The organism is Paenimyroides ummariense, assembly GCF_900115115.1.
GTDB lineage: Bacteria > Bacteroidota > Bacteroidia > Flavobacteriales > Flavobacteriaceae > Flavobacterium > Flavobacterium ummariense.
This window is the reverse complement of sequence record NZ_FOVI01000001.1, coordinates 289,653-313,033: the sequence shown is the minus strand read 5'-3', so window position 1 is coordinate 313,033 and position 23,381 is coordinate 289,653. Positions and strand designations below refer to the sequence as shown.

The following is a 23,381-nucleotide window of genomic DNA, read 5'->3' as shown; positions in this document are numbered from 1 at the left end:
CTTTATGGATCTTACTTTTTGTGAAGTTCTAATTTTTCGGCAAAATAAGCACAAAAATCGCGCATAGTATCGCTCATTTTTTTATCATCGGTAGCACGTTCAAAGGTATCAGCCATTGCCACTAAAGTCTGGTGAAAAAACACCTTCATTTCGTCAACCGGCATTTCTTTCGTCCATAAATCAATTCGTAGTGTTTCCTGCACTTTACTGTCCCAAATTGATAGCAACATTGCCTTTGCTTGTTCGTTTTCTATACCGCCGTCGGTTGCTGTCCATCTAATATCATCAGGAACTTTATTTTCGTCAACCGATACGTTTATTTTAATTGTAGATGTGTTGTTAGCCATTACTTTTTAGGTTTGTATTTAGATTGCTCAAAAATAGTTTTAGCATCTTTTAATGTTAGTTCCTGCAAAGTTACGTTATTATTTTTCATGTACGAACGCACAATTTGCCAACCTATGTAAACACCAACGCTTCCTGGCGACTCTTGATCCAGTTCCAAATAAAATTTAGAAAACGGCGCACGTTGAATAAAACGCGCAACTAATTTAGGATCATTATCATACAGATATTTGTTTTCAACAAAATTTTTCCAAACCTGTGTTTCGTTAGCTTCAATCCATTTTAACTGGTCTTCGGTATAATTTATTTTTAACGCATCGCTAACTTCCGGCAACAATAGTTCTTTCATATACATAATTTTTCCCCAGTAAATCATTTGGCTTAAAAACTGACGATCTTGCGGTTGCGGAACTTTCTGTAAAGCAAAATTCCCTGCCAAATCAACAACAATTCTGTTTGGTTCAAAATCGCCTAAAGTGTACGAGTCAAAATCTACATAAAATTTATGGTTTTTGCCCAAGTACGTATCCAACGAAATAATCGAAACAGAATCGGTGTAAATAGCACGGCTGGTAATGTCAACTTCAGACAAAACAGTGATTACCTTGCCCGGATTTTCGTTAGGATAGTAATATTTTATATGTTTGAAAAGTAATGTTAGCTCTTCTTTTAAGGCAGATATATCTTTGAACTGCTTTTGCGTTTCGCTGTACAATTCGTTAAATAAGGTATCATTTTTTTTGTTGAACCAAACCGAATCAGGTACATTTTCGCTTAACAACAAAGGATATTTTTGTTTCAACGCACTGAAATTTTCCGGAGATGTTTGCATGAATTCCTGATCAAAACGATCGATTTGTGCTTCAACAGGAATATTTAAAACCTCTTTGTTTACAGCATTTTCTTTTTGGCATGCTACAAAAAATATCGAACAAAGCAGTAAATAAAACGTGTTTTTCATCGTAAAAAGCGATAGATTTTATAATTTTAAATCACAAATATAGTTAATCAAAAATTTGCAATGGAAGATAAAAAGATAAATTCTGAAAAAATAGTAAACCACATTGTTAACTGGCTAAAAACCTATGCCGAAAACGCTAAAGTAAAAGGTTTTGTGGTGGGAATTTCGGGTGGAATTGATTCTGCTTTGGTTTCTGACTTATGTGCAAAAACCGGTTTGCCTACGTTGTGTATTGAAATGCCGATACATCAGGCACCAAGTCAGGTTTCACGTGGTCAGGAACACATTCAGTTTTTAAAAGATACTTACAAAAACGTAACAAATACCGTTGCCGATTTAACCGCTACGTTTGATTTAATGGCAAATGCGTTGCCAAAAGTTGATAATTTACCGGTTTTAAACTTAACATTGGCAAATACGCGCGCACGCTTACGCATGACAACTTTGTATTATTTTGCAGGAATCAACGGTTTTTTGGTAGCAGGAACAGGTAATAAAGTGGAAGATTTCGGGGTTGGATTTTTTACGAAATACGGCGATGGCGGTGTTGATTTAAGTCCGATTGCAGATTTAATGAAGTCTGAAGTTCGAACGTTAGCAGCTTATTTAGGAATTACCCAGAATATTATCAAGGCAAAACCTACCGATGGTTTGTTTGGTGATGACAGATCAGACGAAGATCAATTAGGAGCAAATTATGATGAGTTAGAGTTTGCCATGAAAGCTTTTGATGCAGGCAAAACCGAAGCTGATTTTATGGGGCGAGAATTAGAAGTTTTTAAGATTTATAAACGTTTACATACAATCAATCAACATAAAATGAACCCGATTCCAGTTTGTGAAATTCCTGATGAGGTAAAGTTTTAGGTTGAAGTTTTTTTTAGAAAAAAAATAAAAATCTAATAGAGTTTCAAACTCTGTTTAGAGTTATTTAAGTTAAAATCAACTAAACCTTTACATTAATCTTCCTAATTCGTTACAGGCTGAATACTTTAAAAATAATTAGAGGTTACTCTTCCAAGTAGTTTGTTTAATAAATTTTTTAAGATATTATAATCTCTAATTTCTTCCAAAAGATTAGAGTGAGTAATATTCATATTAGTTAAAGCTTTTTGCTGTATATCTTTAACTAACTGAAAAACTAAAACATTTCTATAAGTTAAAATAGTTTCAGATACTAATTGATCAATTGACATATCTTTTGTTTTTACTATAATATTCTGCTTTTCCCAATTATGTAAGTTATGACGTTCGTCATTCATAATAATTGATGTAACATCTTCCGCATTTTGAGGATTAATAGTTTTAAGATATGTTTCTAAATTCCAATTTTGGTGTTGAATGTAAAATTCTGCAATGCTATTAAAAATTGATTTGAATTTAGGATTACTCATTTCAATTTCATCTTCCTGCAAACTCAAAAACACTTTTTCAAAAACCTTACGCTTTACACGAATCTTTTCTGAGTCAACTTTTTCATTTTCAATTTTGAATTGATACTCTTCAAATAACTCCTCATTATTTCCATAAAGTAATAAGATCTCTATTATTTTATATTCAAGTTCAGAAATTGAATCAACTTTTTCTTTCGTTTCTTCGGGAGTTGCTTTTACAACTTCCATTTTTTTATCTTGAACGAATTTTTTGTTTGCCTCCTGCAGTTCTTTTTTACCGATCTGCGCCAAAGTACTAAACAAAACATCTTCTGAAATATCCATGATAGATGCACATTCCTGCACATAAACTTCGCGCTGGATATGATCGGGCACTTTAGAAATTGAAACTACGATATCGCGAATTACATCGGCTTTTTTAATAGGATCGTTTCCTGCATCCTTCATCAATAAATTCGCTTTAAATCGAATAAAATCGGTAGCGTTTTCTTTTAAATAGTTTTGCAGTTCATCAATTGGAGTTTTTCGTGCAAAACTATCGGGATCATCGCCATCGGGAAACGTACAAACACGCACGTTCATTCCGGCTTCCAAAATCAGATCAATACCACGTAACGATGCACGCATTCCGGCAGCATCGCCATCAAACAAAACCGTAATATTTTTGGTTAATCGGTTAATCAAGCGGATTTGATCGGGCGTTAAAGCCGTTCCAGACGAAGCCACCACGTTTTTAATTCCTGCCTGATACATCTGAATCACATCGGTATAACCTTCTACCAAATAACAGTTGTCTTTAGATGCAATTTCTTGTTTTGCATGGAAAATTCCGTACAAAACCTTGCTTTTATGGTAGATGTCGCTTTCGGGCGAATTCAGATATTTCGCTGCTTTTTTATCGTTGGTTAAAATTCGTCCGCCAAATCCCAACACACGACCACTCATACTTTCAATAGGAAACATGACGCGCCCTTTAAAACGATCGAATTTTTTATCGTCTTTTACAATCGTGAGTCCGGTTTTTTCGAGGAATTCTAATTTATAACCTTTCACTAAAGCTTCGTTTGTAAAAGCATCCCATTGATCGGGCGAATAACCCAGTTGAAACTTTTTAATGGTTTCTTCGGTAAAGCCACGTTCTTTAAAGTACGAATGACCAATTGCCAAACCTTCATCGGTTTTTAGCAACACGTCGTGAAAGTATTTTTTGGCGAATTCTGAAACTACAAACAAACTTTCGCGTTCGTTTAAGGCTTGTTTTTCTAAATCGGTTTGTTCAGTTTCTTCAATTTCGATCTGATACTTATTGGCAAGGTAACGCAACGCTTCGGGGTATGAAAAATGTTCGTGTTCCATAATAAAGCTAATGGCATTACCGCCTTTTCCCGACGAGAAATCTTTCCAGATTTGCTTGGCAGGCGAAACCATAAACGACGGCGATTTTTCGTTCACAAACGGACTTAATCCTTTGTAATTACTGCCCGCTTTTTTAAGCTGCACAAAGTCGCCAATGACTTCTTCCACACGGGTTGCCTCAAAAATTGCGTCTATAGTTTCTTTTTTAATCATACTGCAAATATAAGAGTTTGACAATTTAGTTAAATAAAGTTTTACTAAATTGTAAAACCCCGACAGAGTTCTAAACTCTGTCGGGGTTTATAAGTTATATAAATATTCGTTATTTCGTACTACAACTGCTTTCACATTCTTGAGTTACAATTGGTAAGTTGGTTTCTTTAATTTTGCCGAAACCACCAATTACATCAATCATATTATGAAAACCGCGTGCTTTTAAAATAGATGCTGCGATCATAGATCGGTAACCACCTGCGCAATGCAAGTAGGTTGTTTTCTGCGATGGAAAATCGGCAACATGGTCGTTAATAAAATCTAATGGAAGGTTTGGTACATTAGCAATATGAGCTGAACTGTATTCGCCTGGTTTACGAACATCAATAACCGATTCTTCGCCATTGTTCATTAATGTTTCCAATTCATTTGCTGTAATTCTGCCAATAGAAGCGGTTTCTAAACCGGCATCAATCCAAGATTGCATTCCGCCTGCTAAATATCCCAAGGTATTATCGTAACCAACTCGAGCTAAACGCGTAATGGTTTCCTGCTCACGACCTTCTGGAGTTACCAAAACAATTGGTTGGTTAATATCGGTAATCAACGATCCAACCCAAGGAGCAAATCCACCATCGATCCCAATAAAAATAGCGTTAGGTATATGTGCTTTTCCAAAACTATCGGCATCGCGCACATCTAAAATCAATGCATCGTCTGCAGCCTGTTTAAATTCTGCTGGTGTAAACGCCTTGTTTTTTTCTATAATGGTATCAATAGCTTCATATCCGTTTTTGTTCAATCGAACATTTTCAGGGAAATAAATCGGCGGCGGTAATAATCCATCAGTCACTTCTTTAACAAATTCAGCTTCGGTCATATCAACACGCAATGCGTAATTGGTGCGTTTTTGCTCGCCCAAAGTTCCTACCGTTTCCTTACTTAAATTTTTGCCACAAGCAGATCCTGCACCATGCGCCGGATACACAATCACCTCATCTGCCAACGGCATAATTTTGGTGCGTAAGCTGTGAAATAAGGTTGCAGCCAACTGTTCTTGTGTCATGCTTGCTGCTTTTTGCGCCAAATCGGGTCTGCCCACATCGCCCAAAAACAAGGTATCGCCACTAAAAATAGCATGGTCTTTTCCGTTTTCATCGCGCAACAAATAGGTGGTGCTTTCCATTGTGTGCCCCGGAGTGTGCAACGCAATAATGGTTAGCTTGCCAATTTTAAATGCTTCGCCATCGGTTGCAATGTGTGCATTAAAAGTAGGTTCAGCAGTTGGTCCGTAAATAATTGGTGCACCTGTTTTTTGCGAAAGTGTTACGTGCCCACTTACAAAATCGGCATGAAAATGTGTTTCGAAAATATATTTTATGGTTGCGTTGTTTGCTTGTGCTTTATCAATATATTGTTGAACTTCTCTTAAAGGATCAATAATGGCAACTTCGCCCTCACTTTCAATATAATAAGCCCCTTGAGCCAAACATCCGGTATAAATTTGTTCTATCTTCATAATTTAAATGATAAACATTCTTAATTGCAAAAGTACTAATTTCTTTGTTGTTGAATATGACACTTGTCATACCGTATTAAAACAGTTCTTTAAACATAATATACAGCGACATGATTAGTATAAACCAGCCGAAAATTATGCGTAAATTTCCGTCGATAATTCTTTTTGACAGTCGATTTCCTATAAATAATCCCAATATCGATATAGCCGAAAATGATAATACCAAAACCCAGTCAATGGAATGTTGCGTTAAATCACCCGTAAAACCTATTAAACATTGAATGGCGATAATAGTTAACGATGTTCCTATTGCCTGTTTCATGGGTAAATTGGCAAAAAATACCAAAACCGGAATGATTAAAAATCCGCCGCCTGCACCAACCAATCCGGAAACGGTCCCAATCAGTAAGCCTTGTGTGATTAGTGGCGTTGCCGATGTTACTATTTGATTCGATGCAAGATTTTTCTGCCGTGGTTTTTTGATCATTTTTGATGATGCCGCAAACATTACGATTGCAAAAATAATCATGATCAATTTCGATTTTGAAATACTTACGTTGTTGCTCAGCGTAAAGGCATCGGGCAATAAAGGTAATAATTGCGACCTTGTAAAGAATACTGCCAATAATGATGGAATGCCAAAAAGCAGTACTATTTTAAAGTTTACATTTTTATCAATCGTGTTTTTAACACTGCCGACAGCCGATGTACTGCCCACAATAAAAAGCGAGTAAGCCGTTGCAATTAAAGGATCAATACCTACAACATACACCAAAATAGGCACCGTTAAGATTGATCCGCCACTGCCAATCAACCCCAATGTTACCCCGATAAACAAGGCAAGTATCAACCCGATATAAAAATGTATGTCGTGCATATATAATTTAAGACCTTGCAAATTACGATAATATCATTGCTTAACAAAGCTAAAATTTCAGTGATTTTTCATAAAATATCTTGTTACCTTTGGGTATATTTTGCCGATTATGAAAATTGAAACAAGCGTTTTAAGTGACGTTTTAAAGACTATTACTCCCGTAACGAAAAAAGAACTGAATGTTTTAGATATTTCGATTGATTCCCGATCGTTGCGAAATACCGAAAACACGCTGTTTTTTACTTTAAAAGGAAACAATCACAATGCACATGATTTTTTAAACGATTTATATGCAAAAGGCGTGCGTTACTTTGTGGTTTCGCAAAATGTTTCGTTACCATCGGATGCTATTGTTTTTAAGGTTGATGATACATTACGGGCTTTACAGCGTTTTGTGGCATTTTACAGAAAAAAATATACGTTTCCGGTTATTGGAATTACAGGCAGCAACGGAAAAACCATTGTAAAAGAGTGGTTAAACCAGTTGCTTTTGCCTTTTTACAACATTATTAAAAGTCCGAAAAGTTACAATTCGCAAGTTGGTGTGCCGCTTTCGGTTATTGCGATTAACGACGAACATAATCTGGGAATTTTTGAAGCAGGAATATCGCAACCCAACGAAATGGATTTTTTGGAAGAAGTAATTCAGCCAACTATAGGCATTTTAACCAATATAGGTCCGGCACATAACGAAGGATTTTCTACCAAAGAAGAAAAATTACAAGAAAAAATTAAGCTTTTTAAAAATGCTAATGTTCTAATCAGCGAAAAGACCGATTTAATTGCAGCAAGCAAATCCGAAAAAGTAAAATGGTTCACGTGGAGTTTCAACCAAACTGCCAATGTTCAGTTTAAAAAGATCGATACTGTTTTAAAAGTAAACTTTGAAAATACCGAATTTTCTGTCGATCTGCCTTTTACCGATTTGGCTTCGGTAGAAAACATTGCAACCTGTATTACAACTTTATTGTTTTTAAAAATTGATACAAAATATATAGTAGAAGCAATTCCGCAATTGCAAACCGTACAAATGCGTTTGCAGGTTAAAAAAGGAATGAACGATTGTTTGTTGATTGACGATAGTTACAGCAGCGATTACCAGTCGTTAAAAATTGCGCTGGATTTCCTGGAACAGCAAAAAACGCATCAGCAAAAAACCGTTATTTTATCAGATATTTTTCAAAGCGGCTTTACACCCGAAGTGTTGTATCAAAAAGTGGCTCAACTTCTAAATCAAAATCATGTAACGCGTGTAATTGGCATTGGAAATAAAATCGGAACGCACTTAACAAATGTTCCACAGTTTCAAAGTTATCCTGATACCGAAACTTTTCTGAACGATTTTAATTTGAGATCTTTCCGTAGTGAGACTATTTTAATTAAAGGATCGCGCAGTTTTCAGTTCGAAAAAATTGTTGCCGAATTAGAAGAGAAAACGCATGAAACCGTTCTTGAAATCAATTTAGATGCCATTAGTCACAACCTCAACTTCTATAAATCAAAACTAAAACCAACCACAAAAGTTATGGTCATGGTGAAGGCTTTTGGATACGGAAACGGCAGTTACGAAATTGCAAAATTACTGGCGCATCATCAAGTTTCTTATTTGGGTGTTGCGTTTGCAGATGAAGGCGTGGAACTGCGAAAAGCCGGAATTAAAATTCCTATTGTAGTAATGAACCCTGAAAATTCAGCCTTTTCTACCATGATTGCTTATAATTTAGAGCCCGAAATTTATAATATTGATGAGTTGAATACTTTTTTGCAGATCGCAGAAAATCAGAATTTATACAATTACCCAATCCATTTAAAACTGAACACGGGCATGAACCGTTTGGGTTTTGTTGAAAAAGATTTCGATGGTTTGATAAATCTTTTAAAGCAAACTAATTTGGTTGAAGTTGCAAGTATGTTTTCGCATTTGGCAACAAGCGATATGCCCGAAGAACGAGAATTTACATTGCAACAAATTCAAACATTTCAAAAATGGTCAACTTATATAAAAAGTGAGTTAAATATCAATCCGGTTTTACATATTTTAAATACGTCGGGCATTTATAATTTTTGCGAATATCAAATGGATATGGTTCGCGTGGGAATTGGTTTGTATGGAGTAGGAAACGATACTAATGAAGATGCGCAACTGCAGAATGTAGCAACTTTAAAAACGGTTGTTTTACAGATTAACGATGTTGAAAAAGATGCTACAGTTGGCTACGGACGTAGATTTAAAGCCGAAAAGAAGAGCAAAATCGCAACCATTGCTATTGGTTATGCCGACGGTATTCGTAGAAGTTATGGCAACGGAAAAGGTTATGTTTTGGTAAATAATCAAAAAGCGTTTATCGCCGGAACAATATGTATGGATATGTTAATGATTGATGCTACTAATATTGATGTAAAGATTGGTGATGAGGTAATTGTGTTTGGAAACGATTTACGAATTACCGAAATTGCTAAGATCTGGGAAACCATTCCTTATGAAGTTATGACGTCGATTTCGCAACGCGTGAAACGAATTTTTTATAAAGAGTAAAATTTGTTAACATAAAATTGTATTTTCGTATCAAGTAAAATAAAAAATAAAATTGTTATGGGATTTTTAAAAGAATTTAAAGAATTTGCTGTAAAAGGTAATGTAATGGATCTTGCTGTTGGTGTAATCATTGGTGGCGCTTTTGGTAAAATTGTGGATAGTGTGGTAAAAGACCTTGTGATGCCTGTGATTTCGGCAATCATTGGATCTCCAGACTTCAGCAACATGTACATGGTTTTAAAAGACCCGGCAAGTGGTATTAAAGAAGGTATGGCATTAGCAGATGCACGAGCAGTTGAAAACGCTGTTGTTTTTGCTTACGGTAACTTTATAACTGTGGCTATTAATTTTATTTTGTTAGCTTTTGCAGTATTTTTAATGGTAAAAGGTATTAACCGTTTAAAACGTAAAGAAGAACCCGCGCCTGTTGCACCTGCTGGACCAACACAGGAACAATTACTTGCTGAAATTCGCGATTTATTAAGAAAACAACAATAACAAAAAGAGCTCAATCCTAAAAGATTGAGCTTTTTAAAAGGGCACAATACGTTATTCTGTTTTATAATTTAGAAAAATTAATATCATGAAAAAAATAATCATCCTTTTTTTAAGCCTTTGCAGTTTGTATACAATGGCTCAGGAAAAATACGAAGCATTTCAATACGACGATAAATTTGGTGTAGTAGAGATAAAGACCTTAAATGAATTTATCGAACCAACTTACAGCAGTCGAAATTTTTATTTCGACCCAATAACTTTATTAAATGGTCTTGAATATACTTTTATCGACCGAAATACAGGAAAAGAAGAAAGCTATACAACTACCGAAGAAGAATTACGCTTTAATGGTAATTACTACATGCATTTTTATAAAGAAGGCAAAAGCATTTTTATTCCAAGAGATACCAAAAACAAAATAACTTTTAATAAAGAATACCGCGAAGCAATAGGAAATGGTAGCGATTTAATAGTGAAATATGATGGATTGTATGAGGTATATGTGCAACCTAATTTTAAAACTCCGAAAGTAAAAGACATCAAAGCAAAAAAGGTTTATAAAGATTTTGTTTTCCGTAAAAGGACTCAAAAAGAAGAATACCTGACAATTTTTTACGGAAATGATGCAATTTATGTTTACGATAGAAACTTTAAGCTTTTAAAAGAATATCCATCTGATACGGAATATGAGTCCAGAATGTTTGAAGTAATTTCAGGTGAATTTACAAAAATGGAGAATAAAGATTTAAGTAATTATGCAGTGGCACCAAGTTATTTCACAGAAAGTTTTAAAGACGGCTACACCACATTTACGTCAGATGAATTTAAAAAACCGTTTCAAATAAAAGGGAAGTATCGAAATCATATTATTTACGGCAAAACCGATTGGATTATTATAACTAATAGAGAAACCGATAAAAAATATTCGTTTAGAATAGATTTTGAAAAGAAACGCTTTCTGTTACCAAAAAAATATCAGGAAATTTTAGAATTAAAATTTGTAGAATAAAAAAACCTCATCATTTGATGAGGTTTTTGTTCCCAAGAGCGGAAGACGAGGGTCGAACTCGCGACATTCAGCTTGGAAGGCTGACGCTCTACCAACTGAGCTACTTCCGCATTTTACGATTTTTAAATCTTCGATTGATTTTCCAAGAGCGGAAGACGAGGGTCGAACTCGCGACATTCAGCTTGGAAGGCTGACGCTCTACCAACTGAGCTACTTCCGCATGTACGATTTTTAAATCTTCGATTGATTTTTCCAAGAGCGGAAGACGAGGGTCGAACTCGCGACATTCAGCTTGGAAGGCTGACGCTCTACCAACTGAGCTACTTCCGCATTTACGATTTTTAAATCTCCGTTTGATTTTGTGTTTGCAAATATAGCTATAAAAAAATAGTTCATACAAATTTTTTTTGATGTTTTTTGTGGAATTAATAATGATTTTAGCGTAACGTTAAATCAATCAAATAATTAAGTGTTCAGTGTGATTGCTTAATTTAGATTTAATAAAAAATTAACAAGTTTTAGTTCGGTGATTGCCGAACTAAAGGTAAATTTGCACAAAAAATTAACATGCATAAGGTATTAGAACTCGATTTGTTTAAAGAAACCTCTGCACATTACGAGCGATTTCATAAAATGCAGCCACTAACGGCGCGCCTTTATGCATTGCTTGTATTTAACAATTGCACAGACGGTCTATCGTTTGATGATCTTTTGGAATTACTTCAATCAAGCAAAAGTTCCATTTCACATAGTTTGAATACATTGATCGAAATGAATTTTATCGAGCAATACAAAAAAGAAAACGAGCGTAAAAGGTATTTCAGAATCAACCGTAACCTTTTCTTAAAACGAATGGAAGATGTTAAGGAGCGATTAACTGAAGAGAAAAAAGTGTACACCAAAATTCGCGAATACAAAAAAACAAACGCCACCACACTTTTTAAGCCCGAAGCATTTAATTTTTACATTTTGCATTTAAACGATGCAATAAATTCAATAGAAGAAACAATTAAAAACCTAAAACTCCATATTAAACCAAATGAAGAATAATACGCTAAAAGCCCTTTTTATGGTGCTTATAGGAACAGCCACAATAGGTTGTTCTAAAAAAGAAGAAGCCCCACAAGCAGCTGCCCCTGCTTTAGACGTGGTTGCGGCAACTACTAAAGATGTGGTTGGATACACTTTGTTTCCGGCAACCATTCAAGGAAAAATAAATAACGATGTTCGTGCAAAAATTCAAGGATATATACAAGAAGTTTATGTGCACGAAGGTCAGGTAGTAAGTAAAGGCCAGCCTTTATTTAAGCTGGAAGCTAATAATTTGGCAGAAACGGCAAGTGCGGCAAAATCGGGCATTGCTGTTGCGCAGGCAAATGTAAATGTGGCGCAAGTTGAAGTTGATAAATTGATTCCACTGGTACAGAAAAACATTATAAGCAATGTGCAGTTAGAAACAGCGAAGGCAAACTTGGCATCTGCAAAAAGTATGTTGGCACAGGCAAAAGCTAATTTTGGTAGTGCAAGTGCCAATGTTGACTATTCGGTTGTGCGTGCGCCAATAAGCGGAATTGTTGGTCAGTTACCTTTGAAAAAAGGAAGTTTGGTTGGTCCAGCAGATCAAATGGCATTAACAACCATTGCTGATATCAGTTCGGTTTACGCGTATTTTACAATGAACGAGAAAGACTATTTTCAATTCTTAAACAGTTCACCAGGTACTTCGTTAAACGAAAAAATCAAAAATTTACCACAGGTTGAATTAGAATTGGCAGACGGAAGTATTTATTCTGAAAAAGGAAAAATTGAAACCGTATCAGGTCAGATTGATGCTGCAACCGGAACGGTTCAATTCCGCGTAGCTTTTACAAATCCTAATAAATTGTTGAGCAACGGAAACAGCGGAACCATTCGCTTACCTAAAAAGTATACTAATGTTTTGGTGGTACCAGAAGTTGCATCGTACGAGCAACAAGGTAAAATTAATGTGTACAAAGTGGTTAAAGATACAGCCGTTTCAACAGTTGTAGATGTTACAGCGCGTGTAGACAACATGATTATTGTAAAACAAGGAATTAAAGAAGGCGATGTTATTGTGGTTAGCGGTGTTGGATCTTTAAGAAACAAAACGGCTATTAAGCCTAAGCAAGTAAATTTCGATACCATTGTTAACGCTGTAAAACCTGTTTTTTAATTTAAATTATTATGCTAAAAACGTTTATTGAAAGACCTGTATTATCTACAGTTATTTCTATTTTAATAGTAATTCTGGGTGTTTTGGGGTTAACGGTATTACCCGTAACTCAATACCCGGATATTGCACCGCCAACCGTACAGGTAGCAGCTTCGTACCCCGGAGCAAATGCGCAAACGGTGTTAGAGAGTGTTATTGTACCTATTGAAGAGCAGATCAATGGTGTGGAAGGTATGGATTATATCACATCAACAGCCAGTAACGATGGTTCTGCATCAATTCAGGTAGTTTTTAAACAAGGAATCGATCCCGATATTGCTGCCGTAAACGTTCAAAACCGAGTATCGCGTGCTACGCCTTTGTTACCAACAGAGGTTACGCGTTCTGGTGTAACTACGCAAAAGCAGCAAACGTCGTCGTTAATGTTTTTATCGTTCTATTCAGAAAATAAAAATTACGATGCTACGTATATTCAAAACTATATGAACATTAACGTAATCCCTGAGATTAAAAGGGTGAACGGAGTAGGAGACGCGTCGGTTTTCGGGGCAAGAAATTACTCAATGCGTATATGGTTGAATCCTACAAAAATGGCGGCGCACGGTTTGGTTCCTGCCGATGTTAGTGCAGCAATTAACGAACAATCGTTAGAAGCTGCTGCTGGTCAGTTAGGTGAAAATTCAGGTGAATCGTTCCAATATATTATCAAATACAGCGGTAAATACAAAACCGAAGAGCAGTATGGCGATATCGTTATAAAATCGTTAGACAATGGTCAGGTGCTGCGTTTGCAAGATGTTGCCGAAATTGAATTAGGTTCGCAAACTTATGGTGGATATTCTGAATTAAACGGAAATCCTGCGGTGGCAATGGCAATTTATCAAACACCGGGATCAAATGCGCAAGATATCATCAACAACATTAAAAAAGAATTGAGTGTTATTGAAAAGAACTTGCCCGAAGGAATTAAGTACAGAATTAACTTAGATTCGAACGAGTTCTTAGACGCATCGATAGATAAAGTTGTTACCACTTTAATTGAAGCTTTTATTTTGGTATTTATTGTGGTTTATATCTTTTTACAAGATTTTAGATCAACTTTAGTACCATTAATTGCGGTACCTGTATCGGTTATAGGAACGTTCTTTTTCTTAAATCTATTCGGTTTCTCTTTAAACCTTTTAACACTTTTTGCATTAGTACTCGCCATAGGTATTGTGGTAGATGATGCCATTGTGGTTGTAGAAGCTGTACACGCAAAAATGGAAGAAACCGGGCAAGATTCTACCACGGCAACAAATAATGCCATGAGCGAAATATCGGGTGCTATTGTTTCCATAACGTTGGTAATGTGTGCCGTTTTTATTCCTGTAACATTTATTACCGGACCAACCGGTGTTTTCTATAAACAGTTTGGAGTAACGTTAATTGTTGCAATTGCCATATCGGCACTAAACGCATTAACTTTAAGTCCGGCGCTATGTGCTTTGTTCTTAAAACAACATGATGATGCGCATGGTAAAAAACGCAATTTTGTTCAACGCTTTTTCGATGCGTTTAACAACTCGTTCAACGCCATGACTAATAAATATGGTAAATCGTTCGGCTTTTTATTTAAACACAAATGGGTAACGTTTATTATATTAGTTGCTTGTTTGGGCGGAACTTATTTAGCAAATAAAACAATGCCCGCAGGTTTTGTACCTAATGAAGACCGTGGATTTATCATGGGTAACGTAGAATTACCTGCAGGGGCATCGGTTGACCGTGTGTATAAATTAGAAAAAGAATTTTCTAAACAAGCCGAAAAAATTCCTGGGGTAGAATCGGTAACCGTTATTTCGGGTCGAAGCATTATTTCAGGTTCAGGATCTAACTACGGTTTTATGTTGATAAAAATGCAACCGTTTAAAGATCGTAAAACAGAAGAAAAATCTACCGATGCAGCTATTGGGCAACTTTTTGGTTTAGCCGGTAAAAATTTCCCCGAAGCTAAAATGATTTTCTTTCAACCACCAAGTATTCCAGGTTTTGGTATGTCGGGTGGATTTGAGTTGAAACTGTTAGATAAATCGGGCGGAAACTTAAAAGATTTCGATAAAACCACACAAGAATATATTGCAGCCTTAATGCAACGCCCGGAAATTATGTATGCGCAAACACCGTTTAACACCAATTATGCGCAGTACGAAATTAAGTTAGATATTGTTCGTGCAAAACAATCGGGAGTGTCGGTAAGTAACATTTTTTCTGCATTGCAAGGATACATTGGTGGTAATTACGTGAGTGATTTTACACGTTTTGGTAAACAATACCGCGTAATGTTACAGTCTTTACCGGGCGATCGTAAAAATATTTCAAGCCTAAACGGAATGTTCGTTCGTACAACAACAGGAGCAATGGCACCATTAAGTCAGTTTGTAACGTTAGAAAAAGTGTACGGACCACAATCTGTTAACCGTTTCAACTTATTTACATCGGCAAACGTGTCGGGCGCACCAAAACCGGGCTATTCTTCGGGTGATGCTATTAAAGCCGTTCAAGAAGTTGCCGAACAAAAGTTATCTGCAAATTACGGAGTTGACTTTACCGGTTTAACACGTGAAGAAATCAATGCAGGTTCGCAAACCATTTTAATTTTTGCTTTGTGTATCGTGTTTGTTTATTTCATTTTAGCAGCACAGTATGAAAGTTACATGTTGCCATTCGCGGTAATTTTATCATTACCAACAGGTATTATGGGAGCATTCTTATCGCAAAAAGTAGCCGGGTTAGAAAACAACATCTATTTCCAAATTGCACTGGTCATGCTCGTGGGACTGCTCGCCAAGAATGCCATTTTAATTGTGGAGTTTGCTTTACAGCGAAGAAAACACGGCGAAACCATTGTACAAGCGGCTATTGATGGAGCTAAAGCACGTTTACGCCCAATCTTAATGACATCGTTCGCCTTTATTTTAGGGTTGATGCCATTGGTTTTCGCAGGTGGTGTTGGATATATTGGTAACCGATCAATTGGTACGGGTGCAGCGTTTGGTTTGTTAATTGGAACCATTTTAGGAGTGTTTGTAATTCCTGTATTGTTTGTGATTTTCCAAGCATTGCAAGAAAAAATCAAACCAGTAAAATTCGATCAAAAAGCAATTCAAGAATAATATGAAAACTTTATATAAAACAGCCTTTGTGGCAATTACAGCTGTTTCGTTACAATCATGTATTGCTACAAAAGATTATCAAAAACCAAATGCTTGGGAACATGCATCGTTTAATACAAACGAGGTTGTTAAAGACAGTACCGTACAAAGTGTATTGCCTTGGCAACAGGTTTTTACCGATGCCGCTTTGCAACAACACATTCAAACCGCGTTAGATAATAACCTGGATATTCGTGTGGCGTTAGAAAACATCAATCAGGCGCAATCGTATCTATCACAAGGCAGAATGGGGCATTTGCCAACATTTACAATCGGTACAAACTATACCCATTCGGTAAACTCGATCAATACACAATTTGGTCGAATTTTAGGTCAGCGTCAGCGATTAGATCAGTTTGATATCACCGGAAGTTTAGGTTGGGAAGCCGATATCTGGGGAAAAATCACCAGTAAAAAACTAGCTGCCGAAGCTACTTATTTGCAAACCGTTGCGGCTCATCAGGCGGTAAAAACAGAACTGATTTCAATGGTAGCATCAAACTACTATAATTTATTGGCGTTAGATGCCCAAAAGCAAGTGGCATTAAAAACAATTGAAAACCGCAGTAAAAGTTTAGAAACAAATAAAGCATTGAAAGATGCCGGACGTGTTACCGAAGTTGCCGTTAAGCAAACCGAAGCACAGGTTTTAAGCGCGCAGGCTTTGTTGTTGGATATTGAAAATAACATCAAAATTCAAGAAAATTCGTTAAGTATTTTAGAAGGAATGTTTCCTAAAGAAATTGAGCGATCAACTTTTGCCGATTTACAGTTGAATGTTGATACAGAAGAAGGTGTATCGATTGAAACATTAAATAACAGACCCGATATCCAGGCTGCCGAATTAGGTTTTAGAAACGCTTTTGAATTGACGAATGTAGCCAAAGCAAGTTTTTATCCTACATTAAAATTAACGGCAAGCGGCGGATTACAATCGGTTGAATTTGAAAAATTGTTCGATCCTACTTCGTTTTTTGCAAGTATCGTAGCCGGAATTGCTCAGCCAATTTTAAACGGCAGACAAATTCGTACGCAATATGAAATCAGTTTGTCAAATCAAGAAAAAGCATTCTTAAATTACAAGCAAAGTGTTTTAAATGCAAGCAAAGAAATTTCTGATGCTTTGTATGCAATCGATATCAACAAAAAGAAATTGGTATTAAAGCAGCAAGAAGCCGAAGCTTACACAACGGCGGTTAACTATTCGCAAGAGTTGTTAAACAACGGTATGGCAAATTATCTTGAGGTTTTAACGGCAACAGAAAGCGAATTAAACGCACAGTTGAACATTATTACCACGCAGTATAATTTGTGGAATGCCAACATACAGTTGTACAAAGCTATGGGTGGCGGTGTAGAGTAATTTTTTCTATTTATATAAGTGATTAATGCAGCTAATTTTTAGCTGCATTAGTTTTTTAATTATAAAACCTCACAGGTTTTAAAAACCTGTGACGTTTTCCCGGAAATAAACGAGTTTTTAATTTTTTGTATCTTTGAAAGAAAACAGCATGAGATTTTTTTTGTTTTTGATGCTTTTTCCGTTGATAGGTTTTTCGCAAGAATCGTTCAGTTACAAAACCAATAAACAGCAGTTTTTTAACTTGCGTCCGGGAACCGATAAAACGTTTCATTACTTGAAAATGGATAAACAGGATATTGTATCAAATACTTTATTCGTGATCGATGAAACCACTCAAAAATTGACAATTCCCGAAAACGGCTATTACGAAATAACCGCATCGTTTCATTTTAACCCAAGTACAAGCGTTATAAAATTTAACAGAGGTGGTGTGAATTTTGGCATTGTTCAAATTTTCGATGGAGTAGAAGAATATGTAGCAGCCACGCGGAAATCGTTCGATCAGGATAATCAGGATCAGTTTTCGCAGATTGAAGTGTATCCAACCATCGTCTATCTGCCAAAAGATGCCGTTATAGCACCCGCAATTAGTGCCGGTTTGTTGGGGAATGTGCTGTTGAGTTGCGAAATTGGTTGTAACCGCCGAAACAAAAACTGTACGGCCTTTTCTATGAATATAAAATTAATCAGCGATCAAGATGGGTTTCAAAGATATTATTAAGGTTTTAATTTTTTTGGTTGGATTTAGCACATTTGCTCAGGAAAAATCGTTTTATATTCGAAGCATCCGAAGCATTCATCTGGAAAATACACCATCGGTTATGCAACAGTTAAAGTTTCAGCCGGTTGATGTAGTTTACAATAAAATCACCCAGTTTTTAAACGATAAAATTACGATTTCATCATCGGGAACTTTTGAAGTTTCTGCGTTTGCAAACATTAATCCTGGGGTTATAGGGAGTTCGTCTAAAGATAGTATTCACATGGAATTGTATCTAATAAAAAACCCGCAATCACCAACCGAAGAAATTTTGGGTAAAACCGAATTCCGCTTCAGTTTTGGAAATTTTGATGTTGCTGCCGGACTTTTAATTGCGCCAACCGAAGTACAACTTCAGAAAAACGATGAAATTTCTCTTTGGGTTAAAATTCTTCCTACCTCGAATATCGATATCAATAAAAGTCCGAAATACGATCACGTAACTAAACCAACCGGTATGCAACAGATTGCAGGAATGCGGATTGAAAAACTATTATAACAAAGGCGCCAACAATCTGCAGATTGATGCAAAGGCTTTGTAATACCATTTTTCGTTTTTCCATAAGTCTGCGGTGAAAAATTTGCTTACCAGAGTATCTTTTTCAAACTGATCGGTTAATTGTTGGGCAATGGTTTTATCTAACACAATTGCAGAAAGTTCAAAGTTTATCAAGAAACTTCTCGAATCTAAATTGGTGGTTCCAATGTAGCTCAATAATCCGTCAATGCAGATGGTTTTTGCGTGCATAAATCCTTTTTCGTACAAATAAACCTTCATCCCGCGCTCCATAAAAGGTTTCAAGAATGATAACGATGCTGCCTGAACAACCGAAGAATCTCCTCTTGACGGAAGCATCAGCGAAACATCGACACCTTTTGAAACAGCGATTAACAAAGCTGTTTTAAAAGAATCTGTCGGAATAAAATAAGGCGTACACAACTGAATGCTTTTCTGTGCTGCCGAAATGCTTAAAATCATCGATTCCATAATGTACGGCGGCGTGTTTCCAGGCGATGAAAAAGCAAACGTCATTGGTAATTTCTTTTCAAAAACCGTTTGCATTTCCGGCAGATAGTTGTAATTCAATGTAAACGATTTTCCCGAAATACTTTGCCAATGCAGCCAAAATTGTGCTTGCAACATTTTAGTAGCATCGCCATAAATTCGAATAGCCGTATCGCGCCAATAAAGTTTGAATTTGTTTGGATTGATGTATTTGTCTGATACATTGATTCCGCCAACATAACCGATCAATCCATCAATAACAATAATTTTTCTGTGATTTCGGTAATTGCTATTGGCTAATGATGAAAAACGCACGGGTAGAAAAATTTCAAACTGAATGCCTAAATTTTCATAATATGCTTTGCGTTTTGCAAAAGGCGATGATCCAAAATCATCAATAATCAAACGGACTTCAATTCCTTCTTTTGCTTTATCAACCAAAATTTTTAAAAGCTGCGAACCAATTTCGTCTTCATCAAAAATGTAATATTCAATATGAATGTGGTGTTTTGCATTTTTTAGATCTTCCAGCAACACAGCAAATTTTTCTTCTCCATTAATTAAAAGCTCCACGCTGTTGTTCGATGTTGGAATTGACGTTTGTGTGTGTGCCAGATATTCAAATACATCATTTAAATGATCGTCATACGTTTCGGTAAGCTTAATTTCGTTGCTTATAAAAGGTTTTAAATCGTTCCAACGTTCTTCTAATTTAACTTTGTAGCGGTTGTCTAACTTTTTAAAATATTTTTCTTTTTGAAATTTCTGTCCGAAAAAATAATACAAACCAACTCCGAAAAAAGGCAGGAACACAATAACCATTAACCAGGCAATGGTTTTTTCGGGCTTGCCGTTTTCAACTAAAATGGTAATAAAAGCGGTGGTATTTATCAGCGTTAAAGGAATCCAATACCATTCTTTTATAAATTCCCAAATTATTTGTATGTGATCCATAATTTGCGTTGTTTTGTTCTAAATTACCCATTAGTTAATACATTTGCAATGAATTTTTTAACAAAGTGGTTTTCAAAACCGCACGCGCAAGCAAACACAGACATTATGACTAAATATTTAATTGTTGGATTGGGAAACATTGGAGCCGAATATGTAAACACGCGCCACAATATTGGCTTTAAAGCGGTTGATTTTATGGCGAATGAAGCCGGTGCAACTTTTGAAACAGTAAAATTGGGATCGTTAACCCAAATAAAAATAAAAAACAAGGTATTACTTCTTTTAAAACCAAATACTTACATGAATTTATCGGGTAAGGCAGTACAATATTGGATGGATAAAGAAAAAATTACCAAAGAAAATATTTTAATTATTACAGATGATTTAAATTTACCTTTCGGATCGATAAGAATTAAACCAAAAGGATCAGACGGCGGACATAATGGTTTGAAGAATATCCAGCTGATTTTGAACAGTTCAGAATATCCGCGTTTGCGTTTCGGAATATCAGATGAGTTTAAAAAAGGACAACAGGTTGATTATGTTTTGGGCGATTGGACTGATGAAGAAACAACGGCTTTAAAAGAACGTTTAGACATGGTTTCTAAAGCGGTAAAAGAATTTGCTTTGGCGGGTTTAAACAATGCAATGAATAATTATAACGGTAAATAAGAATATGAAAAAAATGATTGCGCTATTAGCTTTCTCGGCGGTAGCAATAAGCTGTTCAACCACAAAAGGTGTTGAATCTACCAATTGGTTAGGCAAAAAGGTAACAATGGTTTCTGTTGCACCAGAAAACGGAAAAGTAACAGCTACCCGCGAGTCTGAAAAGGCTTTAAACTTAAATGGTTTTGAACAATTGTATCCGCAAACAATCTATAACCCTGAAACGGTTTTGGTACAATACAGCTTCGACAGAAACAAGGCGGAAGGAAATTATGCCGATGATTTTTACAAAGAAGAATTGTTCTTGGAAATTCCTGCAAAAGCATTTAAAAAAGAGTATAAAGATGCCGCTTTGCAAGATGTAAAACTGGTTTACGGAAAACATTGTTATTGTAAAGGCGAAGCAGGTTACTACAAAATAACACAAGGAACGCTGAAGGTAGATCATTCAGACAAACAAACAAAAATAAAATTGTCGTTCAAGGCACCAAAAACTTCACTCATAGAAAATGTGGAGTTTGTTGTAGAATAATTTTTAAAAAGATGTCGGTAAAAAGACATCTTTTTTTTGTATATTTATTTTATGAAAAAAATTGTTACACTTTTTATAATGGGATTTTCCTGGGCAGGATTTTCCCAAAATATTCCTACTCCCTTAGAAAAAGGCGTTGTGGAAGCTCCTGCAGGAAATTCAGTAAACGACACATTAGTTCATACAGATGATCCGTCATTTTACGCAGATGCGACAAGCATTAAAACACTATCAGGCAAATCGGTAACCCAGTTTTTAGGCGAGAACTACAATTTTCCTGACGAAGCACTCGAACTAGAAATCACCGGAACTATTTATATTCAGTTTATAGTAGAGAAAGACGGATCTGTTAGTGACGTAGTGATAGAAAAGGGTTTGTGTAAAGTTTGCGATGCAGAAGCTGTTCGCGTAGTTAAAAAATTACGTGTAAATCCTGTTTTAATTAACGGTAAGCCAGAACGTGTGCGCTACCGTGTACCTATTCGTTTAGCTTTAGAATAAATTTTGTATCTTCGTGCCGATTTTGGTAGAACATTCGTCATGTTCTTTAAAAGGGAATCAAGTAAGATATAATCGAATCTTGAGCTGTACCCGCAACTGTATGCTACCAAACTTATTGTAAATTAAAAACGTCACTGGATTTTTTTTCTGGGAAGACCTACAATAAGATGCAAGCCAGGAGACCTGCCTAAATCATTTTTAACTTTCGGGAATAAAAGTGGTAAAGGAGTTCTTCATTCGAAAAATCTTTTCATAAATATTCCTATAAAGTTTCGGGAAAAAAACTTTAAATTTTTTATATTATGAAAAGAATTACTTTGTTATTCTTACTGTTTTTTACGCAGATTATTTTTGCGCAATTTAATGCCGCAGATGTTAAATTCCATGTTGGAACAGGAACTGAAACCGCTTATTTGGTTGTGGATTTTAAAGACGGAACCGATGACCGATCGTATGCTTGGGGATACCATTATACTCCAGGAACTGGACAAACATTTGCTAGTATGTTAGTTGCAATTGCAGCAGCTGAACCTAATTTTACTATTAATCCAACAACAGGTGGACCCTTCTTAAATCATATCACATTCAATGATCACACAAGTATAGGCGGAAGTGATTGGTGGAGCACTTGGTCAGGTACTTCGGCACAAACATTCGCAATGAACGGAGGTGTTTCTGCAGCCTTAACAGACGGTCATTGGTATGGTGTCTCTTATGGTTTTAGCAACCCTACATCACAAGCTCCAGTTGAACCAATTCCTGCATACAGCTCTCAATGGTATAAAAAATCAGACATTATTACATGGTTGGGAACAGGATCAAACCAAAGTTTAGTGGTTATTGATTTTGGAACTGATACAAATAATTTAGCAGATTCTTATGTTTTCGGAATTCAATATAACGGATCAATTACGGCAGAAGATGCTTTAGATTTGATAAAAACAGAGTTAAATGGCGGATTTGATTTTGTAATGAATGCAAATGTTTTATCGTCTGTAACTATCGGAAATCGTACCGAAACAGCAGGAACTAATTTATGGAAAGCATACAGTGGAACCGATCTTTCTAGCTGGAAAACAGAAAGCGATCTATCTTTAGTTACTTTAGATAATGACGATTGGTTAGGTTTAAGCATTGGTGCAAGAAGACCATTTACTCCGCAAGATATCACTGCTTCATTATCAACCAATAAATATAATACTATCGAAGCAAACATATATCCAAACCCAACATCAGATATATTAAACATTCAAACTGCCGAAAGCATTATAAATGTAACCGCATACAACATTGCAGGTCAAAGAGTGTTACAAGCTAATACACAAACAATTAATGTATCAAACCTAAAAACAGGTGTGTATGTTTTAAAAGTTGAAACAGCAAAAGGGTCGGCTACTTTAAAATTTGTAAAAAAATAAAAATAAATCGAGTTAATTTTTCTAAAAAAGCTATCTTAGATATTCTAAGGTAGTTTTTTGTTTTTAAAGAAGTTAAGTTTTT

Annotated in this window: 20 protein-coding genes, 3 tRNA genes and 1 riboswitch; of the genes, 14 read left to right on the top strand and 9 right to left on the bottom strand. The window is 35.8% G+C overall.

All coding sequences use genetic code 11. The annotated features are described in order from the left end of the window. Positions 1 to 11: 11 nt before the first annotated feature. Together gldC and gldB are read right to left on the bottom strand one after the other, a co-directional pair. On the bottom strand, positions 12 to 347 hold the full coding sequence (gldC, locus tag BM253_RS01610) for a gliding motility protein GldC (protein ID WP_091517969.1): 336 nt from the start codon (positions 345 to 347) through the stop codon (positions 12 to 14). Further along, positions 347 to 1,306, bottom strand: coding sequence for a gliding motility lipoprotein GldB (gene gldB, locus BM253_RS01605; protein ID WP_091517965.1), 960 nt, complete (start codon positions 1,304 to 1,306; stop codon positions 347 to 349). The genes gldC and gldB overlap by 1 nt, the downstream gene beginning before the upstream one ends. A 60-nt stretch (positions 1,307 to 1,366) precedes the next feature. Between gldB and nadE the strand changes: the two genes are divergently transcribed. Continuing rightward, entirely contained in the window at positions 1,367 to 2,173 is an 807-nt protein-coding gene (nadE, locus tag BM253_RS01600; protein ID WP_091517961.1) for an NAD(+) synthase, read from the top strand. A 125-nt stretch (positions 2,174 to 2,298) separates the two neighbouring features. On the opposite strand, the gene dnaG is transcribed toward nadE, so the two are convergent. The 3 genes from dnaG to BM253_RS01585 form a co-directional block, all read right to left on the bottom strand. Next, entirely contained in the window at positions 2,299 to 4,269 is a 1,971-nt protein-coding gene (dnaG, locus tag BM253_RS01595) for a DNA primase (RefSeq protein ID WP_091517958.1), read from the bottom strand. A gap of 109 nt (positions 4,270 to 4,378) precedes the next feature. Next, positions 4,379 to 5,788 carry an MBL fold metallo-hydrolase gene (locus tag BM253_RS01590; protein WP_091517955.1) on the bottom strand — a complete coding sequence of 470 codons (1,410 nt, stop codon included), beginning with the start codon at positions 5,786 to 5,788 and terminating at the stop codon, positions 4,379 to 4,381. Between the two features lie 76 nt (positions 5,789 to 5,864). Further along, the gene (locus tag BM253_RS01585; RefSeq protein ID WP_091517950.1) at positions 5,865 to 6,665 is read right to left on the bottom strand and encodes a sulfite exporter TauE/SafE family protein; all 801 of its coding nucleotides are present in this window, start codon (positions 6,663 to 6,665) and stop codon (positions 5,865 to 5,867) included. Positions 6,666 to 6,774: 109 nt separating this feature from the next. On the opposite strand from BM253_RS01585, the gene BM253_RS01580 reads away from it, so the two are divergent. The 3 genes from BM253_RS01580 (at position 6,775) to BM253_RS01570 (ending at position 10,708) form a co-directional block, all read left to right on the top strand. Then, on the top strand, positions 6,775 to 9,201 hold the full coding sequence (locus BM253_RS01580) for a bifunctional UDP-N-acetylmuramoyl-tripeptide:D-alanyl-D-alanine ligase/alanine racemase (protein WP_091517946.1): 2,427 nt from the start codon (positions 6,775 to 6,777) through the stop codon (positions 9,199 to 9,201). A gap of 57 nt (positions 9,202 to 9,258) precedes the next feature. After that, positions 9,259 to 9,699, top strand: coding sequence for a large conductance mechanosensitive channel protein MscL (gene mscL / locus BM253_RS01575; protein WP_091517943.1), 441 nt, complete (start codon positions 9,259 to 9,261; stop codon positions 9,697 to 9,699). Positions 9,700 to 9,784: 85 nt separating this feature from the next. Continuing rightward, positions 9,785 to 10,708, top strand: coding sequence for a hypothetical protein (locus tag BM253_RS01570; RefSeq protein ID WP_143095563.1), 924 nt, complete (start codon positions 9,785 to 9,787; stop codon positions 10,706 to 10,708). A 37-nt stretch (positions 10,709 to 10,745) separates the two neighbouring features. Here the strand turns inward: BM253_RS01570 and BM253_RS01565 are convergent. The 3 genes from BM253_RS01565 to BM253_RS01555 form a co-directional block, all read right to left on the bottom strand. Then, positions 10,746 to 10,818, bottom strand: a tRNA-Gly gene (locus BM253_RS01565). A gap of 37 nt (positions 10,819 to 10,855) precedes the next feature. After that, positions 10,856 to 10,928, bottom strand: a tRNA-Gly gene (locus tag BM253_RS01560). Between the two features lie 37 nt (positions 10,929 to 10,965). Next, positions 10,966 to 11,038: transfer RNA gene (locus BM253_RS01555), tRNA-Gly, on the bottom strand. 237 nt (positions 11,039 to 11,275) lie between these two features. On the opposite strand from BM253_RS01555, the gene BM253_RS01550 reads away from it, so the two are divergent. From BM253_RS01550 to BM253_RS01525, 6 genes are all read left to right on the top strand, one after another. Beyond that, a complete protein-coding gene (locus tag BM253_RS01550) occupies positions 11,276 to 11,758 on the top strand; it encodes a hypothetical protein (protein ID WP_091517937.1) in 483 nt (160 codons plus the stop codon). Then, positions 11,748 to 12,902 (top strand): efflux RND transporter periplasmic adaptor subunit, encoded by a 1,155-nt coding sequence (locus BM253_RS01545; RefSeq protein ID WP_091517934.1) that lies wholly within the window; start codon positions 11,748 to 11,750, stop codon positions 12,900 to 12,902. The genes BM253_RS01550 and BM253_RS01545 overlap by 11 nt, the downstream gene beginning before the upstream one ends. A gap of 11 nt (positions 12,903 to 12,913) precedes the next feature. Continuing rightward, positions 12,914 to 16,057 carry an efflux RND transporter permease subunit gene (locus BM253_RS01540; RefSeq protein ID WP_091517930.1) on the top strand — a complete coding sequence of 1,048 codons (3,144 nt, stop codon included), beginning with the start codon at positions 12,914 to 12,916 and terminating at the stop codon, positions 16,055 to 16,057. Position 16,058: 1 nt separating this feature from the next. Further along, the gene (locus BM253_RS01535) at positions 16,059 to 17,459 is read left to right on the top strand and encodes an efflux transporter outer membrane subunit (protein ID WP_091517927.1); all 1,401 of its coding nucleotides are present in this window, start codon (positions 16,059 to 16,061) and stop codon (positions 17,457 to 17,459) included. A 148-nt stretch (positions 17,460 to 17,607) separates the two neighbouring features. Continuing rightward, entirely contained in the window at positions 17,608 to 18,180 is a 573-nt protein-coding gene (locus tag BM253_RS01530) for a hypothetical protein (RefSeq protein WP_091517923.1), read from the top strand. After that, a complete protein-coding gene (locus BM253_RS01525) occupies positions 18,158 to 18,718 on the top strand; it encodes a hypothetical protein (protein ID WP_091517919.1) in 561 nt (186 codons plus the stop codon). The genes BM253_RS01530 and BM253_RS01525 overlap by 23 nt, the downstream gene beginning before the upstream one ends. Here the strand turns inward: BM253_RS01525 and cls are convergent. Continuing rightward, a complete protein-coding gene (gene cls, locus BM253_RS01520) occupies positions 18,713 to 20,179 on the bottom strand; it encodes a cardiolipin synthase (protein WP_091517916.1) in 1,467 nt (488 codons plus the stop codon). The two genes, BM253_RS01525 and cls, sit on opposite strands and share 6 nt — an antisense overlap. Before the next feature lie 105 nt (positions 20,180 to 20,284). Here cls and pth point away from each other — a divergent pair, with 105 nt between their 5' ends. The 4 genes from pth (at position 20,285) to BM253_RS01500 (ending at position 23,299) form a co-directional block, all read left to right on the top strand. Continuing rightward, on the top strand, positions 20,285 to 20,851 hold the full coding sequence (pth, locus tag BM253_RS01515) for an aminoacyl-tRNA hydrolase (protein ID WP_091518090.1): 567 nt from the start codon (positions 20,285 to 20,287) through the stop codon (positions 20,849 to 20,851). A gap of 13 nt (positions 20,852 to 20,864) precedes the next feature. Then, a complete protein-coding gene (locus BM253_RS01510; protein ID WP_143095562.1) occupies positions 20,865 to 21,380 on the top strand; it encodes a hypothetical protein in 516 nt (171 codons plus the stop codon). A 51-nt stretch (positions 21,381 to 21,431) separates the two neighbouring features. Continuing rightward, positions 21,432 to 21,881, top strand: a complete 450-nt coding sequence (locus BM253_RS01505; RefSeq protein WP_091517908.1) for an energy transducer TonB — start codon at positions 21,432 to 21,434, stop codon at positions 21,879 to 21,881. Positions 21,882 to 21,887: 6 nt separating this feature from the next. Next, a riboswitch (cobalamin riboswitch) is annotated at positions 21,888 to 22,086 on the top strand. 97 nt (positions 22,087 to 22,183) lie between these two features. Beyond that, positions 22,184 to 23,299 carry a T9SS type A sorting domain-containing protein gene (locus tag BM253_RS01500; RefSeq protein WP_091517904.1) on the top strand — a complete coding sequence of 372 codons (1,116 nt, stop codon included), beginning with the start codon at positions 22,184 to 22,186 and terminating at the stop codon, positions 23,297 to 23,299. The last annotated feature ends 82 nt before the right edge of the window (positions 23,300 to 23,381 follow it).

Coding starts and splice junctions, on each gene's coding strand:
- gldC (WP_091517969.1), bottom strand. CDS start 347: ATGGCTAACAACACATCTACAATTAAAATAAACGTATCGGTTGACGAA.
- gldB (WP_091517965.1), bottom strand. CDS start 1,306: ATGAAAAACACGTTTTATTTACTGCTTTGTTCGATATTTTTTGTAGCA.
- nadE (WP_091517961.1), top strand. CDS start 1,367: ATGGAAGATAAAAAGATAAATTCTGAAAAAATAGTAAACCACATTGTT.
- dnaG (WP_091517958.1), bottom strand. CDS start 4,269: ATGATTAAAAAAGAAACTATAGACGCAATTTTTGAGGCAACCCGTGTG.
- BM253_RS01590 (WP_091517955.1), bottom strand. CDS start 5,788: ATGAAGATAGAACAAATTTATACCGGATGTTTGGCTCAAGGGGCTTAT.
- BM253_RS01585 (WP_091517950.1), bottom strand. CDS start 6,665: ATGCACGACATACATTTTTATATCGGGTTGATACTTGCCTTGTTTATC.
- BM253_RS01580 (WP_091517946.1), top strand. CDS start 6,775: ATGAAAATTGAAACAAGCGTTTTAAGTGACGTTTTAAAGACTATTACT.
- mscL (WP_091517943.1), top strand. CDS start 9,259: ATGGGATTTTTAAAAGAATTTAAAGAATTTGCTGTAAAAGGTAATGTA.
- BM253_RS01570 (WP_143095563.1), top strand. CDS start 9,785: ATGAAAAAAATAATCATCCTTTTTTTAAGCCTTTGCAGTTTGTATACA.
- BM253_RS01550 (WP_091517937.1), top strand. CDS start 11,276: ATGCATAAGGTATTAGAACTCGATTTGTTTAAAGAAACCTCTGCACAT.
- BM253_RS01545 (WP_091517934.1), top strand. CDS start 11,748: ATGAAGAATAATACGCTAAAAGCCCTTTTTATGGTGCTTATAGGAACA.
- BM253_RS01540 (WP_091517930.1), top strand. CDS start 12,914: ATGCTAAAAACGTTTATTGAAAGACCTGTATTATCTACAGTTATTTCT.
- BM253_RS01535 (WP_091517927.1), top strand. CDS start 16,059: ATGAAAACTTTATATAAAACAGCCTTTGTGGCAATTACAGCTGTTTCG.
- BM253_RS01530 (WP_091517923.1), top strand. CDS start 17,608: ATGAGATTTTTTTTGTTTTTGATGCTTTTTCCGTTGATAGGTTTTTCG.
- BM253_RS01525 (WP_091517919.1), top strand. CDS start 18,158: ATGGGTTTCAAAGATATTATTAAGGTTTTAATTTTTTTGGTTGGATTT.
- cls (WP_091517916.1), bottom strand. CDS start 20,179: ATGGATCACATACAAATAATTTGGGAATTTATAAAAGAATGGTATTGG.
- pth (WP_091518090.1), top strand. CDS start 20,285: ATGACTAAATATTTAATTGTTGGATTGGGAAACATTGGAGCCGAATAT.
- BM253_RS01510 (WP_143095562.1), top strand. CDS start 20,865: ATGATTGCGCTATTAGCTTTCTCGGCGGTAGCAATAAGCTGTTCAACC.
- BM253_RS01505 (WP_091517908.1), top strand. CDS start 21,432: ATGAAAAAAATTGTTACACTTTTTATAATGGGATTTTCCTGGGCAGGA.
- BM253_RS01500 (WP_091517904.1), top strand. CDS start 22,184: ATGAAAAGAATTACTTTGTTATTCTTACTGTTTTTTACGCAGATTATT.